The sequence below is a fragment of the Alicyclobacillus sp. TC genome, from assembly GCF_016804365.1.
In the GTDB taxonomy this organism is placed as follows: domain Bacteria; phylum Bacillota; class Bacilli; order Alicyclobacillales; family Alicyclobacillaceae; genus Alicyclobacillus_I; species Alicyclobacillus_I tolerans.
In genome coordinates, this window is the sequence record NZ_CP044434.1 from 58,246 (window position 1) to 71,751 (window position 13,506).

At 43.5% G+C, this 13,506-nt stretch carries 17 protein-coding genes; 12 read left to right on the forward strand and 5 right to left on the reverse strand.

Going from position 1 to position 13,506, the window contains the following annotated elements; genetic code table 11:
• Positions 1 to 68 precede the first annotated feature (68 nt).
• Complete coding sequence (locus tag FY534_RS00260) at positions 69 to 1,055, forward strand: aldo/keto reductase (protein ID WP_072873699.1); 987 nt, start codon at positions 69 to 71, stop codon at positions 1,053 to 1,055.
• Positions 1,052 to 1,585: a cupin domain-containing protein gene (locus FY534_RS00265; protein WP_203114919.1), complete on the forward strand. Its 534-nt coding sequence runs from the start codon at positions 1,052 to 1,054 to the stop codon at positions 1,583 to 1,585. The genes FY534_RS00260 and FY534_RS00265 overlap by 4 nt, the downstream gene beginning before the upstream one ends.
• Before the next feature lie 52 nt (positions 1,586 to 1,637).
• On the opposite strand, the gene FY534_RS00270 is transcribed toward FY534_RS00265, so the two are convergent.
• Positions 1,638 to 2,018: a carboxymuconolactone decarboxylase family protein gene (locus tag FY534_RS00270; RefSeq protein WP_072873697.1), complete on the reverse strand. Its 381-nt coding sequence runs from the start codon at positions 2,016 to 2,018 to the stop codon at positions 1,638 to 1,640.
• 215 nt (positions 2,019 to 2,233) lie between these two features.
• On the opposite strand from FY534_RS00270, the gene FY534_RS00275 reads away from it, so the two are divergent.
• Positions 2,234 to 2,593 (forward strand): hypothetical protein, encoded by a 360-nt coding sequence (locus FY534_RS00275; protein WP_129583535.1) that lies wholly within the window; start codon positions 2,234 to 2,236, stop codon positions 2,591 to 2,593.
• Positions 2,594 to 2,765: 172 nt separating this feature from the next.
• On the opposite strand, the gene FY534_RS00280 is transcribed toward FY534_RS00275, so the two are convergent.
• Positions 2,766 to 3,653, reverse strand: a complete 888-nt coding sequence (locus FY534_RS00280) for a proline iminopeptidase-family hydrolase (protein ID WP_072873695.1) — start codon at positions 3,651 to 3,653, stop codon at positions 2,766 to 2,768.
• Between the two features lie 333 nt (positions 3,654 to 3,986).
• On the opposite strand from FY534_RS00280, the gene FY534_RS00285 reads away from it, so the two are divergent.
• Positions 3,987 to 4,160, forward strand: a complete 174-nt coding sequence (locus tag FY534_RS00285; protein WP_165611956.1) for a hypothetical protein — start codon at positions 3,987 to 3,989, stop codon at positions 4,158 to 4,160.
• A gap of 17 nt (positions 4,161 to 4,177) precedes the next feature.
• On the opposite strand, the gene FY534_RS00290 is transcribed toward FY534_RS00285, so the two are convergent.
• Positions 4,178 to 5,398 carry a cytochrome P450 gene (locus tag FY534_RS00290; RefSeq protein ID WP_203114920.1) on the reverse strand — a complete coding sequence of 407 codons (1,221 nt, stop codon included), beginning with the start codon at positions 5,396 to 5,398 and terminating at the stop codon, positions 4,178 to 4,180.
• Positions 5,399 to 5,912: 514 nt separating this feature from the next.
• On the opposite strand from FY534_RS00290, the gene FY534_RS00295 reads away from it, so the two are divergent.
• Complete coding sequence (locus FY534_RS00295; protein ID WP_072873693.1) at positions 5,913 to 7,187, forward strand: glucose-6-phosphate isomerase; 1,275 nt, start codon at positions 5,913 to 5,915, stop codon at positions 7,185 to 7,187.
• Between the two features lie 42 nt (positions 7,188 to 7,229).
• The gene (locus FY534_RS00300; protein WP_072873692.1) at positions 7,230 to 8,183 is read left to right on the forward strand and encodes an ROK family protein; all 954 of its coding nucleotides are present in this window, start codon (positions 7,230 to 7,232) and stop codon (positions 8,181 to 8,183) included.
• A 115-nt stretch (positions 8,184 to 8,298) separates the two neighbouring features.
• Here FY534_RS00300 and FY534_RS00305 read toward each other — a convergent pair whose 3' ends face one another.
• Positions 8,299 to 8,541 (reverse strand): YkuS family protein, encoded by a 243-nt coding sequence (locus FY534_RS00305; protein WP_072873691.1) that lies wholly within the window; start codon positions 8,539 to 8,541, stop codon positions 8,299 to 8,301.
• A 168-nt stretch (positions 8,542 to 8,709) separates the two neighbouring features.
• Here FY534_RS00305 and FY534_RS00310 point away from each other — a divergent pair, with 168 nt between their 5' ends.
• Positions 8,710 to 8,892: a hypothetical protein gene (locus tag FY534_RS00310; protein ID WP_072873690.1), complete on the forward strand. Its 183-nt coding sequence runs from the start codon at positions 8,710 to 8,712 to the stop codon at positions 8,890 to 8,892.
• 101 nt (positions 8,893 to 8,993) lie between these two features.
• Here FY534_RS00310 and FY534_RS00315 read toward each other — a convergent pair whose 3' ends face one another.
• A complete protein-coding gene (locus FY534_RS00315) occupies positions 8,994 to 10,214 on the reverse strand; it encodes a class I SAM-dependent rRNA methyltransferase (RefSeq protein WP_072873689.1) in 1,221 nt (406 codons plus the stop codon).
• A gap of 173 nt (positions 10,215 to 10,387) precedes the next feature.
• Here FY534_RS00315 and FY534_RS00320 point away from each other — a divergent pair, with 173 nt between their 5' ends.
• The 5 genes from FY534_RS00320 to FY534_RS00340 all read left to right on the forward strand — a co-directional run bounded on the left by FY534_RS00320 (position 10,388) and on the right by FY534_RS00340 (position 13,504).
• Entirely contained in the window at positions 10,388 to 10,720 is a 333-nt protein-coding gene (locus FY534_RS00320) for a hypothetical protein (protein WP_072873688.1), read from the forward strand.
• Between the two features lie 157 nt (positions 10,721 to 10,877).
• Positions 10,878 to 11,207: a hypothetical protein gene (locus tag FY534_RS00325; protein WP_072873687.1), complete on the forward strand. Its 330-nt coding sequence runs from the start codon at positions 10,878 to 10,880 to the stop codon at positions 11,205 to 11,207.
• Positions 11,208 to 11,243: 36 nt separating this feature from the next.
• Positions 11,244 to 11,447: a hypothetical protein gene (locus FY534_RS00330; protein WP_072873686.1), complete on the forward strand. Its 204-nt coding sequence runs from the start codon at positions 11,244 to 11,246 to the stop codon at positions 11,445 to 11,447.
• Between the two features lie 302 nt (positions 11,448 to 11,749).
• On the forward strand, positions 11,750 to 12,316 hold the full coding sequence (locus FY534_RS00335; RefSeq protein ID WP_238413595.1) for a Fur family transcriptional regulator: 567 nt from the start codon (positions 11,750 to 11,752) through the stop codon (positions 12,314 to 12,316).
• Positions 12,317 to 12,523: 207 nt separating this feature from the next.
• On the forward strand, positions 12,524 to 13,504 hold the full coding sequence (locus FY534_RS00340) for a metal ABC transporter solute-binding protein, Zn/Mn family (protein WP_238413596.1): 981 nt from the start codon (positions 12,524 to 12,526) through the stop codon (positions 13,502 to 13,504).
• Positions 13,505 to 13,506 lie beyond the last annotated feature (2 nt).

The window sequence follows — 13,506 nt, forward strand, 5'->3', positions numbered from 1 at the left end:
TTGAGAGTTAGAAAAATGATAAACTTTATTTTGGTAAGTGAGTGGCTGGATATCAGGAGGGATGAAATATGAAAACACGCAAATTAGGCAATCAGGGCCTCGAAGTGTCTGAGCTTGGTCTTGGCTGTATGGGTATGTCGGATTTTTACAGTGGTAGAGATGAGGCTGAGTCCATTCGCACCTTGGAATTGTCTCTTGAGTTGGGTATCAATTTTTGGGATACAGCAGACATGTATGGTGTAGGCCAAAATGAGGAACTATTGGCAAAAGTATTAAAAACTCGACGTCAAGAGGTTGTATTAGCTACTAAATTTGGCAATGTAAGAAGCAAGGAGGGTGCTTTTCTTGGTGTTAACGGGCGTCCTGAGTATGTGAAGGAAGCGTGTGACGCTAGTCTCCGAAGGCTTGGAGTAGAGACCATCGATCTCTATTATCAACATCGAGTAGATCCTGATACGCCGATTGAAGAGACGGTAGGTGCCATGGCGGATTTAGTCAAGGCAGGGAAAGTTCGTTTTCTCGGGTTGTCTGAGGCGTCTGCCGCAACGTTACGTCGTGCTCAAGCCGTGCATCCCATTTCGGCATTGCAGACAGAGTATTCTCTTTGGAGTCGAGATGTTGAAGATGAGATACTTCCCGTTTGTCGCGAGTTAGGGATTGGTTTTGTAGCCTACAGCCCGCTTGGTCGGGGATTCTTGACAGGGCGATTCAAAACGTTCGAAGATTTGCCGAAAGATGATTACCGTCGAAATTCACCACGATTTCAGGGAGAAAACTTCCAAAAAAATTTGGATTTGGTTCACAAAATAGAATTACTTGCTCAACAAAAAGGTTGCACGCCCTCTCAACTGGCGTTAGCTTGGCTGTTGTCACGCGGAGACGATATTGTTCCTATTCCGGGAACGAAGCGTCAGGAGTATCTGCGTGAAAATGTGGCTGCAATAAACATCCAGCTTACTCCAGCGGAATTAGAAGAGATTGAACGCATTGCGCCACAAGGAGTTGCAGCCGGTGAACGTTATCCAAGCGCAACAATGAAGAGTGTGAATCGATGAAATCATCGGATGCAAATCGGATATCTTCAGAAGCTAAAGTGTATATTGATAGACTTGGCATGGTGCCTCATCCAGAGGGCGGATTTTACAAAGAAATATACCAACCTGAGCTCTGGATTGAGGCTGGGCATTGGTCAATACCCGTTCAGGGGCGTAGAAGATCGGCGACTAGTATCTATTTTTTGTTGCCATCTGGTGATGTTTCTCGATTCCATCGATTAAACGCGGATGAAATGTGGTACTTTCATGCAGGCAGTCCTGTTTGTATTGTAACTATTGATTCAGATGGAAAACGTATTGACCATCACCTTGGGCTCGATATTCAGGCAGGCCAATTCCCACAGATATTGGTGCCAAGGGGAACAATTTTTGGTGCCTATGTTATGGACGAAAATCCAAATGCTTTTGCTCTGGTGGGATGTATGGTTACACCTGGTTTTGATTTTCAGGATTTTCAATTGTTGGGTCACATTGAATTGTTGAAAAATTTTCCTTACCACCGCGATATTATTGAAAAACTCGGTGGTTAAATCATGAGGCCGATCTCGATGCTTTACGACGAGTTCGGCCTCATAGCTTTGCTTATTGTATTTTTCTTGACTCGTGCTCACGCAGGACTTCTTGTATCAGAGTGGCACCTTGTGATAATGCGGCCCCTCCTCCAAATGCTGCACATACTGCAATGGTTTCTACTAATTGATCAGGGGTTGCGCCGGTTTTCAAGGCGGCATCAGCGTGATACATAATGCAATATTCGTCTTGAATTTGCATAGCTAACCCTAGAGCTATGAGATGTTTGATAGGTTCTGGGATAGTTCCGGCGGTAAAACAAGCGCTTGTAAAGGCCATATATTGTTTCCCAATATTAGGAAGTTGTTTGCGGAACCAACCGACTCCCGATTTAAAATCTTCAATCGAAGCTTGTACGTAACCATTTGATTCTAATTGTTCGCTATTATACAAAGCTGATACCTCCTGAGTTTTCCAGATAATTGATACTCTTCCCGTAGTGATGATGTTTTACACATCTGATTAATTAGCCCAAATATAAAGAGATACAAAATGATGATGCAAATGAAAGATGAACAGCCATAGATTTTATTTTACAAAGCATTATCGACGGTCGGTAGGTTTATCTATATAATGCGATTAGAATCTCGATGAAAGCGAGGTGACAGGTGTTGGATGCCGAATTAAGAGAATTTCTCGTTGGTATGGAACAGCGAATAGAATATCGGTTTGATGAGATAGATAGACGACTCGATAAAGTAGAAGCTCGGTTGGAGAATGTAGAAGCTCGGTTGGAGAATTTGGAATCCAGAATGGATACTGCGGAAACCAGGATAGACCATCAGGGAAATCGTATTGACGAGTTGATAGACATTTGCTTAGCGTTGCGTCATGGACAAGAGATAATGAGTGCTCAAATACATTCTTTGAATGAACGCTTTGATAAAGTAGAGAGGTCTATGGATTTTTTTGCTGGTCGAATTGGAATTATGGAGAAAGACATATATATTCTAAAGCATGCTAATTAAACTAAAATCATGGTTTGAATTTGTCTAAAATTTACTTAATTATCTCAAGTGATTTTGGATTTTAACAAAGCAATCAGCTTATATGAGATAGTCCACCCCCTCATCGATAATGGATTCAAACCCATGTAAAATAGTAAAACCCCGGCATAAAAGGGGAAGTTTGTCAGTAATACTAATTTTCCTCTACTTTTGAGATGAATTGCTGAATAGCTGAGAAATAGGATTCTGCATCATCCCACATTGCCAAATGGCTACCATTTTCACAAATATGTGATTGTGCATTTGGCATGCGCCGGGCCATTTCTATTAAATCATTCGGATTCATAGTATCGTAACGAGCACCTATTACTAGACATGGTGTGTGGATATGAGCGAGATCTTCCCAACGGTTCCAATCCTTAAAATTTCCGGTAATTACAAATTCATTAGGACCCTGCATGGTATTGTAAACTTGGTTGTTCATGAGAGCAAATCCATGCTGAACATCACTGGGCCAGGGATCCAGGCGGCATAGGTGTTTACGGTAAAGGGATTTGAATAATAAATCCTGGTATTCCGGGGCATCATATTCACCCTTATTTTCGTAGTATTCAAGATTTTTTTGTACTTCTATGGGCAATTGTTTGCGTAGTATATGGATATAATCCATATACGATTGAATGCTGGCTACCATGTTGGATATGATGAGTCCCTTGAGGTGATGGCCGTGATGCAAAGCATATTCAATAGCCAAAAATCCACCCCAAGACTGACCGCATAAGTAAAAATGATCTAGACCGAGAGCTGTTCTTACCTCTTCGACTTCTTCGCAAAATCTCTCTACATTCCAAAGTGAGATATCATCCGGTTGATCGGAACAATAAGAACCGAGTTGGTCATAAAAATAAATTTCTATGCCTGCAGGCGGGAGGTAATTTTCAAAAATTTTCATATATGTATGTGTTGAACCGGGTCCTCCATGTAGTAAAAGCATTTTGATGGGACTCTCTCCAACTCTGCGTGTCCATACATGATATCCGTTAGAAAGTTGGATAATTTTAGATGATGCGTATCGTGACATGTTCTTGCTCCTTTCATGTGTAAACAAAATTCATTTTTGGATTGAGAATCAAGAAGCACGTATATAGTGTTTGTACTCTTATTTTAAGCTAAGGAGAGATTAAATGTTTAAAATTTTATAAAAATTATTACAAAAAGTGATATATGTAAGTATATATAACAAATTTGTATGGATGAACGAAGGAAATCAGAACTAAAAGAAATAAATAGCTTAAAATTGTTAGTTTATCTAACAAATACAGATGACAGGTTGATATCATTTCCCCTAAACTAAAGATAAACATTGAATAAATAGCCATTTTTATATGCGAACGTTTGAAAAAGGGTGTTCATGATGATGGAGACAAAAGTATTTCAGACGGTGGTTCTCTCGCATACGGATGAGGCGCAAAATCAGCTCCTGCTACGCATGTTGCAGGAGCGTGTGGCCAAATCAGAAATTCGAATTGTAGATGTGAAACGCTTAAAAAAAGAACTAGTTATTACCTATCGTGTGTTACAACCATAACTCGATATCGGCAATTTTCATGGCAAGTTAGGAAGAAATTGTATTGGTAGTTTTTCTACACCAAAAAAGAAATTATGTTGGATAGGGGTTAGTCCATGTCCAGGTATTAAGCGAATACTTTCCATTGTCTTGTTAAATTTAGGAAGAACAATGCTGGCTAACTGACGTACAAGAAAGGAAGCTAAACAAGCATGAATGCCACTTCCGAATGAAAGGTGAGGATTGGGTTGGCGTTTCGGCTGAAACTTCTCACCTTGTTCAAAAACTTCGTCGTCACGATTGGCGGAACCTATCCAGACAACGACTCTGGCTCCACGAAGAATGCTAAGTCTATTGATTTGTACATCATGGATGGCGTAACGTGTAGTAGCCAACATGGGAGGATAATAACGCAATAATTCTTCAATCATGGTTCCTAGAATTTGTGGTTCTTGGCGCAGCATTTCTTGCAAATAGGGCTCTTCAACCCAGCGACGCATGACGTTTCCCAAAAACAGGGTCGCGCTTTGTAGACCGGCAGTCAACATAAGCAAACAGAATTCTGTCGCTTCATTGATGTTCAATGCTTCGCTTTGAGTGTCATGAGTAACGAGCATTGTCAACAAATCATCTTGAGGTTTGTCAAGTCGATCCTTAAGTTGAGATTGGAAATAATCTAAAGTATCTTTGCGTGCTTGATTCTGGATCATGCGAATTTCATTAATTTTTGCAGCGTCTATATTCCAATGAGGATTTGCGTGTAATTGTTTTGCCCAACGTCTGATATTTGGCCAGTCTGATTCAGGAATACCCAGTAATCGAGCGATCACCATGAAAGGTAAAGGTTCGGCGATATCGTGAATAAATTCCATTTCTCCACGTGGTATAGTATGAAGAAGCAAGGTGTCTACACTGGACTCTAATTGAGATAAGCGTGTTTCTAAAAATTGAGGATTCAAGATTTTTTCGATACGAAATCGTAACTGTGTATGCGTTGGCGGATCTTTTGAAATTAAACTAACCATCAAGGGTACTTGTTGATCGGGACGAAGAGAAGAAAAATTTTCGTTGTCTGTCAATATTCTTTTGACATCCTGATAACGGAAAATATCCCAAGCTTCTCTGGCGTTGTCATATCGAACGGCGTTGATTTCCCTCATTCGTTGAAAAAAAGGAAATGGGTTGATACGAGCTTCTTGACTTGATAGTCCGTTCACTGGTTGTAATCCTAACGGTCTTTGCAAAATATCTGTAGACATCTTGTATCGTCTCCCTTGATTTAGATATGGGGCGTGTGATGTGAATTCTGAGGAATCATTGGCCCCAAGTTCCACTTTAGTTTGCGAACCATTTCTAAGTTCATACAAATCGTTCTCAAATAATTGCGTCCCAAAAGACGTGTAGCACCATGCATATTGCTCTAGAAGAAGGGACATGATAAGTGGCGTAAGGGACGGTGATGAGTGATGATAAAAGATATCACTTCCAACAGCTCGAAAACTTCGAGTTGGGGGTGTGGTAGCTAAAAAATCACTAGTGCAGGACCTTACAACATGATGTAGCGGCCCCTCTGTCCATAGACAGACGGGGTCGCTACTCCTGTTTCGTCCTTTTATGCGCATGTCTTGGCTCTACGTTAGCGTGGTAAGAATGAAATCCTTAGGATACACTGGAAACATATTTTTCAGTTGTCCATGTGGTATACATCCAATGGAACTGGCTAAATGAAAATGGAACAGCGGATTGATCCGCTATTGAGAGGGGATGCCAAAAATGATTCGACTTGACAAAACTCCAGTTGAAAAATGGGTGACCAACACTCAGCTGACACAATTCATGTCGATTGGTGAACTGGCACACAAACAGTTGTGGGATATGAATGTACATAAGGGCAGCAAAGGTTGGTTGCATTGGCCAGCAGAAGATCATCATCGATTGATGCAACAAATGGAAGCTATCGCCCAACGCTTTCGGGCCATATCCGATGTTACAGTGGTCATCGGTATTGGTGGTAGCTATTTAGGAGCGCGGGCCGCTTTATCCATGATGCAATCCAATTTTGCAAGTGAAGCTGATCAAATGCGTGTACTTTTTGCAGGAAACCAGCTCAGTGAATCGTATATTGGAGATTTGCTTTCTATATTAGATGAGCATGAGGTTACCGTGGTTGTTATTTCTAAGTCAGGAGGAACATTGGAACCGTCCGCCGCTTTTCATACTTTGCGAGATTATCTGGAGAAAAGATATGGTAAAGGAGCAGCTGAGCGCATATGCGCCGTAACAGATCCGGAGAGCGGCACATTACGTCAGTTTGCGGGCGATCGCGGTTATGTGACATTGCCGATTCCAAGGGATATTGGTGGACGTTACTCCGTACTTACGGCAGTGGGTTTATTACCCATGATGATTGCAGGTCTGCCAGTAAATGAAGTCATGGCAGGGGCAGCAGAAGCGTATGATGAGCTTCGCCAGCAGACGATTCTTGAGAATCCTGCTTATGTATATGCTATGATCCGGCATTTCCTGTATCTCCAGGGCTTTGCCGCAGAAGCGCTTGTGACTTATGAACCGCAGGCAGCACATTTTGCTGGCTGGTGGCAGCAACTATTCGGTGAAAGTCAAGGCAAAGATGGGATAGGACTTTTCCCAACGATGCTGCAATATACGACGGATTTACACTCTATGGGCCAATATGTCCAGGATGCGCGAAAAATGTTGTTGGAGACCGTATTAGATGTTCATTTTACAGATACGGCGCATTCTATTACACTTCCAGGAGAACTAGATGAAAAGAGTAACTATATGTCTGGTAAGTCATTTTCTGAACTACAACAGGTAGCTGTAGCTTCTGTTATTAAAGCACATACAGATGCAGGTGTTCCGAATCTGTTGTTGCATGCGGAGGGTAATCGACCAAGATTGTTTGGAGAGTTGGTATATTTCTTTGAAATAGCCTGCTCATTTGGTGGATATTTACTTGGCATCAATGGTTTTGATCAGCCAGGAGTTGAAGCTTATAAGCAAGAAATGCGTCGTCGTTTAGTATAATAATGTTCCGTAAACATTATTTTGGGAGAATGGGGTAGCTGAATGAGCGAGCAAGTTGTCCTCGGAGTGGATGTTGGGGGAACCAATGTAAAGGCGGCTATAGTATCGGTATCAGGCGAAGTGATGACAGCCGTCAGCTATCCGACTGATGCGGAAGATGGACCTGAACGTTTTGTACAACGTTTATACGAGCAGTTTATCAAGTTGTTGCAAAAATCGGGATGCCAACTAACAGATGTTTTGTCAGTCGGCGTGGGGTTGGCTGGATTTCTTGATGTGGAGCATGGATATATAGAAGAAGCCGTCAATTTACATTGGCGGAATGTAGCTATTGTTCAGTTGCTTTCTGAATCACTTCATCTGCCTATTTACCTTGACAATGATGCCAATATAGCTGCATTGGGCGAAGCGTGGCAAGGGGCAGGGCAAAACGCAAAGAGCGTTTTGTGTGTAACTCTAGGTACGGGTGTCGGCGGCGGTATCGTATTAGATGGACAAATTTATCGAGGTGTCTCTACTATGGCTGGAGAAATTGGCCATATTACCGTAAAGCCGGGCGGACCTTTGTGTAACTGCGGGCGCCATGGTTGTTTAGAGACGCTTGCCTCCGCTACAGCTCTGGTGAACATGGGAGTGGCGCATGGGCTACATTCACCTTCAGGTGGCACGGCGAACGCTGAAGAAATCTTTGCTTTGGCAAAGGCAGGTCATCGTGATGCTCAGCAAGTCATTCAAGAACTGGTGAATTGGCTCGGCGTAGGGCTTGGAATCGCAGCCAATTTGCTCAATCCTGATAAAATTGTGATTGCAGGAGGTTTGGTGAATGCAGGAGATGCGCTTATGGATCCTCTGCGGGCATCTTTTGCGGCGAACGCGTTGCAACGTGTCTATCGTTCTTGCGAGTTACTACCCGCCACACTCGGTTCACGCGCTGGAATGCTAGGGGCAGCGCGTCTAGCCATTCAGGGAGCGGCTTTAGAGAATTCGGTTTTGTAAGGAAAACTAAAAGGTCTGAGATTAGAATCGAGATCGAAAAAATGACTATAGAAGTGCAAAAGGAAGGCAGCCTATCCACTCTGGGATAAGCTGCCTTTCCTGTGGCAAAAGCCCATTAAAAATAACTTTGTACACGATGATAGACTTCTTCAGGTGATAGACCGTCAGCAGAAATAATGGGGATGTTCTGGGTGACGCTTTGCATACCCATCAGGTTCTTGTCGCAACCGTTGACCACCATGACTGCAGCATCTTGGGCTTTGCTGTCACTGGTTTTTGCGTCAATGACCTGACAGCCTTGCGCACTGAGGTACTGTTTCACGGGAGTCAATCCTTGTTCCACAGCCACTTTTTTCATGTGCACCCTCCTCATCGACCACATTCTTTCCAAAAGTCACGTCTTCATCGTGACAACCCCAGTTTGCCTTACTTAAAGAGGATTATGCGCTCTTTTTTAGGTACTATCTCTGGCGGCCCTTCTTGTTGTAGAATAATCAGGACTCGGCTAATGACGGGGGGCGCTTATATGAAACACGAACATTGGGAGTTTGATTCTGAATGTCCACGTTGTGGAAAAATAAACCACGTGTCGGCTCCAGTAGGTGAACATGTGGTGCGCGTTCATTGTCAGCATTGTACGCACGGTTATGAGTATACGCATATTGTGCGAGAGCACACTGTGGTAGAAGATGAAGAGGAAGAAGCATAAATGTAGCATCAAGTTATTCAAAATGAACTGGATTGCAAATTGGGAATAGGATGAACGGGCGGTTGTTTAGGCAAACCGCCCGCATTCGTTTTCATGTAGCTTCACGCTTTACGAGAGGTCACCTGGTACACGGCAAACTTTAAATAGTTGCCCTCCGGTAGGGCAGCTAAATATGGATGATCCGGTCCTGCACCACGAAACTCTATTTGCCGGAGGATTTTATGAGCATCTGTAGCAGCCTCAAGTACCACTTGTTGGAAAATATCGGAGGATACATGGTAAGAGCAACTGCAAGTCAAGAGAAATCCACCTTCTCTCAACAGTCGCATGCCACGCAAATTGATTTCCTTATAACCGCGAAGCGCCCCGTTCACTGCTTGCCTGGATTTTGCAAAAGCGGGGGGATCGAGCAAAACTACGTCAAATTCTTGGCCATCCTGTTCTAGTTTGCGCAGAAAGTCAAACGCATTGGCCTCCACAAGTTCTGCGCGCTCTGCCCAGCCATTGAGAGTAAGATTTCTTCTGGCGGCTTCAAGAGCATGATGGGAGATGTCAACTGCCGTCACATGGCTGGCACCATATGCCAGTGCATGAACGGTAAAAGCTCCGGTATGACAAAAACAATCAAGCATACGCGCACCTTGTGGCGCGAAATCAGACGGTTGAACGTAGGGGCGGATAGCCCGGCGATTCTCGCGTTGATCGAAGAAATGACCCGTCTTCTGACCGCCAAGTACGTCAACTTCCAATCTCAGTCCATTTTCTAAGATTTCAACAGGTCCCTCCAAATGGCCATAAGCCATTTGATTTTCCAACGAGAGCCCCTCTAATCGCCTTACACTCGCATCATTGCGCCAAACAATTGCGCGGGGTTGACAAACATTTTGTAGAGCAGACAAAATCAAATCTCGCCTCAAATCCATTCCGGCTGTCAGTAACTGTACAGTAAGAACGTCCTTATAAACGTCTACAATTAAACCTGGAAGGCCGTCTGCCTCTCCATAAACTAAACGATACCCTTCGCTGTCATCGCGAAGCAATTGTTGGCGAAGCTGTTTGGCTCTCAGCAAACGTTTTATGAAATACTCTTCGTCAATGACTTCTTGAGGATTGTAACTCAGTACTCTGGCGAAGATTTGTGATTGGGGATTGACATAAGCAGCGGCTAAAAAAACACCCTGATGATTGTATACATGAGCATATTTACCAGGATATGGTTCGCCTTCCCATTTTTCAACTTCCGAACGAAATATCCATGGATTTCCTGCCTCCAATCGCTTTCGCCGATCTCTACGCAGAAATAGTTTTAATCCGACATTCAATCTTTTCACGCTCCGTATGAAGAATATGTTTCATGCTCTCATGTTTGGCCCGCAAACGCAAACCATTCGCCAAACTCCTCCAGCATGGATAACGATTGCTCGAGGATACTATGGACAAAGAATGTGTTTTTCTGTGGGGACTGTACAGGACTTCTAAACGAGGAGGAATTCATTTGAGCACTGAGGAGCATCATACGACTTTGTCCGATCTCGGTTTTCATTTTCGCGCAGAGGATTTGCCAATTATCAACAGCTATACAGGGGATTGGTCAGTTGTTCCGGAAGGACATCCGGCTAACAACTATTGGGCCGTAGATATCACAGGCAAAGGACATCCGATTCCTGGACATGGCAGTCCTCAGCAGGTGTTGGAAGAAGCCGTGGAACGAGGGTGGCCCATAGCCTATGTCGCACCTTACGGTCATTATGTTGAGGGTAAGGATGACGGTATTCAACTGCACGATTGGATTGTGGAGGGTAGGCAAAAGCAACGGCAGAAAAGATAAATTTGTCATCAAGAGTGTTTGATATGTAATAATTAGTATCTATTAACATCATTCTCTAGTCCACGAACTCCGCAAATCATTGTACAATATCCTCAAGAATGGGGACGGGTGTAGTCTTATTTATGCATCGGTCGAACCAAACCAAGGGAGCTTAGCAATGGTTTCGATGCTTCAGTTGCAAGTTACAGATCCGGGCACCTATTGGACGGAGCGCGAGCGCCGTCTTCTCGAGGTGCTCCTTTTACGTGTTTGTGCGCATGTCAATTATCGTGTACTGGGCGTACCTCTGCGTATTCGCCCCGCCAAAATAGATGCTATCCATCTCTTGTTGAACTATGAGCTATGGTTTGAGAGAATGTTATTGGATGAAGAAATTATACGATTTGAGGAAGAGCTTGCGCGCGATCTCGATCAGACATTGGAGATGTGTGAAATTCAACATATTTCTGTATTGCTCAAGGCTCAAACCGGATCGTCCACAGCCTGAGGCGGAGAACGTAAGTCAAGGCTAGGAGGAAAATCAATGAAGCTACATATTTCTATATTTGAGATGCCTGATGGTATGATTTTGGCCACTTGCGCAGAGATTCCTATGTGTCGAGTGTTACGTCAGAATAAAGGGCACGCTATTACTGATTGTAAACGGTTGATTCAGCAATTTTTGCGTGAACGTGAGGCGGAAGGCAGACCTTTTGTGCCGGAAATGCGTGAGATTGAAATTTCCTGATAAAAGCGGGCTCGCCTTTCCGGGCATTCGCCCCGACCCTCCGTAGAACTTCGACATACAGTAAAGCATCCCAAGGAAAAGGAGATGCTACTGATATGTATGGAGTATTCGGAGGTTATACTCGTTGGGCTGTTGTGTTTTTGATTATCTTTGTTCTTTTCTTCCTGTTTGTTCCTGCTGCAGCGGGTGCGGCTGCTTATTAAAAAAGTTTAAATCGTCGAATTTGTCTTATGATTCAACAATGGGGCTTCGGTAATTCATATTGAGACGGATGTAGCCTCGCTGAGATTGAGATTGACGACATGAAAAAGTCTCCATTTCCACAATTTAAAGTGGAATTGGAGGCTTTTTCAAATTTTAAGCTTGTGGCCGTTTCTGGTTATCGTCAATATTTCGTGTTAGAGTGTAAATTAGAAGCGTATGGGCGGGTGGTGCAAATGAATCGAAGTCAAGAAGTACTCCAACAGCTTAAAGACGCAGGATATAAATTTACAGGTAAAAGACAGATGGTCATTGACTATTTTGTCAATCATGAAGACAAATTTCTTACCGCGAAAGACGTATATGAAAATGTACGAGAGACGTATCCAAACGTGAGCTACGACACTATTTATCGAACGCTGACTTTACTTCGGGAACTTGGTGTGCTGGAGGAGATGGAGTTTAGCGAAGACGCGATGCGTTATCGGTTGACCTGTGATAAACACCATCACCATCACCTGGTTTGTTTGGAATGTGGAAGTATCACACCTCTCGAAGATTGCCCAATGAGTTGGCTCCCTGAGCTTCCCAATGGATTTCGGGTAGTGAACCATCGATTTGAAGTGTATGGCATATGCGCAGCCTGCCAAGCCAAGAAGAGTGAATAAATTGCAGCTTTTGTGGCCTCTGGTCCAGTTGAATGGACAGAGGCTTTTTAGTGTCGTTTGCAAATTCCTTGCCTTATAGGAATAGGTGTTTTCGTTAATTCGTAACCATTCCTATTTACAAATCGAAATGGTCTTGATATACTCCAATTCGGAATGATTTCAATTACGATTTAGGGGTATCCTAGTAAGATAAGGAGAGACATGGAGATGAAAATTCAAAGCATAATGAAAAGCAAGCGGCATGGGTTCTTTATATCATCCGTGCTGTTGGGTAGCGTTCTGGTGCTGAGCGGTTGTGGTACGCAGTCACCCTCGATATCGAGTTCTTCTGCTCATGGCTCAGCAACCAGTCCAACTCAACAAACTATTACAGCAGTTGGAGCAGAAAATGAGTATGCCAACGTTATCTCTGAGATTGGTGGCCGTTATGTCTCTGTTACGGCTATCATGAGTAATCCCAATACCGATCCGCATACGTTTGAAGCCAGTCCACAAGTGGCTGCTGAAATTGCGAACGCGCAATTGATTGTACAGAACGGACTGGGATACGACAGTTTTATGAATAAATTAGAATCAGCTTCTCCAAACGCCAACCGCAAAGTGATAGAGGTGCAAAATTTGCTGGGTTTGCCGAATCAAACGTCAAACCCCCATCTTTGGTATAATCCGTCCACCATGCCGCGCGTAGCCGCAGCTATTGCTGCTGATTTAGAACAGCTGATGCCTGCGCACAAGAAATACTTTGAAGATAATGTGAAAAAATTTGACGCTTCATTGCAACCTTGGTATAACGCAATAAAGCAACTTAAAATAAAATACGCCGGATCGCCCGTAGCTGTGACAGAGCCTGTTGCTGACTATATGTTGCAGGCCGCAGGAATGGACATCCGTACCCCCTGGTCCCTACAGGCTGCCATCATGAATGGTACGGATCCAGCGCCGCAAGATGTTCAGACAGAACAAAACCTGTTGAAATATCACCAAGTGAAAGTGTTTCTCTACAATCAACAGGTGGTCGATCCGCTCACTCAATCATTATTAACTCTTGCTGAGCAGCATCATGTGCCAGTTGTTGGTGTCTATGAAACGATGCCGCCAGGGTACTCATATGCCTCCTGGATGCTGAAGGAAGTCAAAGATTTGCAAAAAGCGCTTGTCTATCATCAATCTACACAAACTCTGTCTTGATG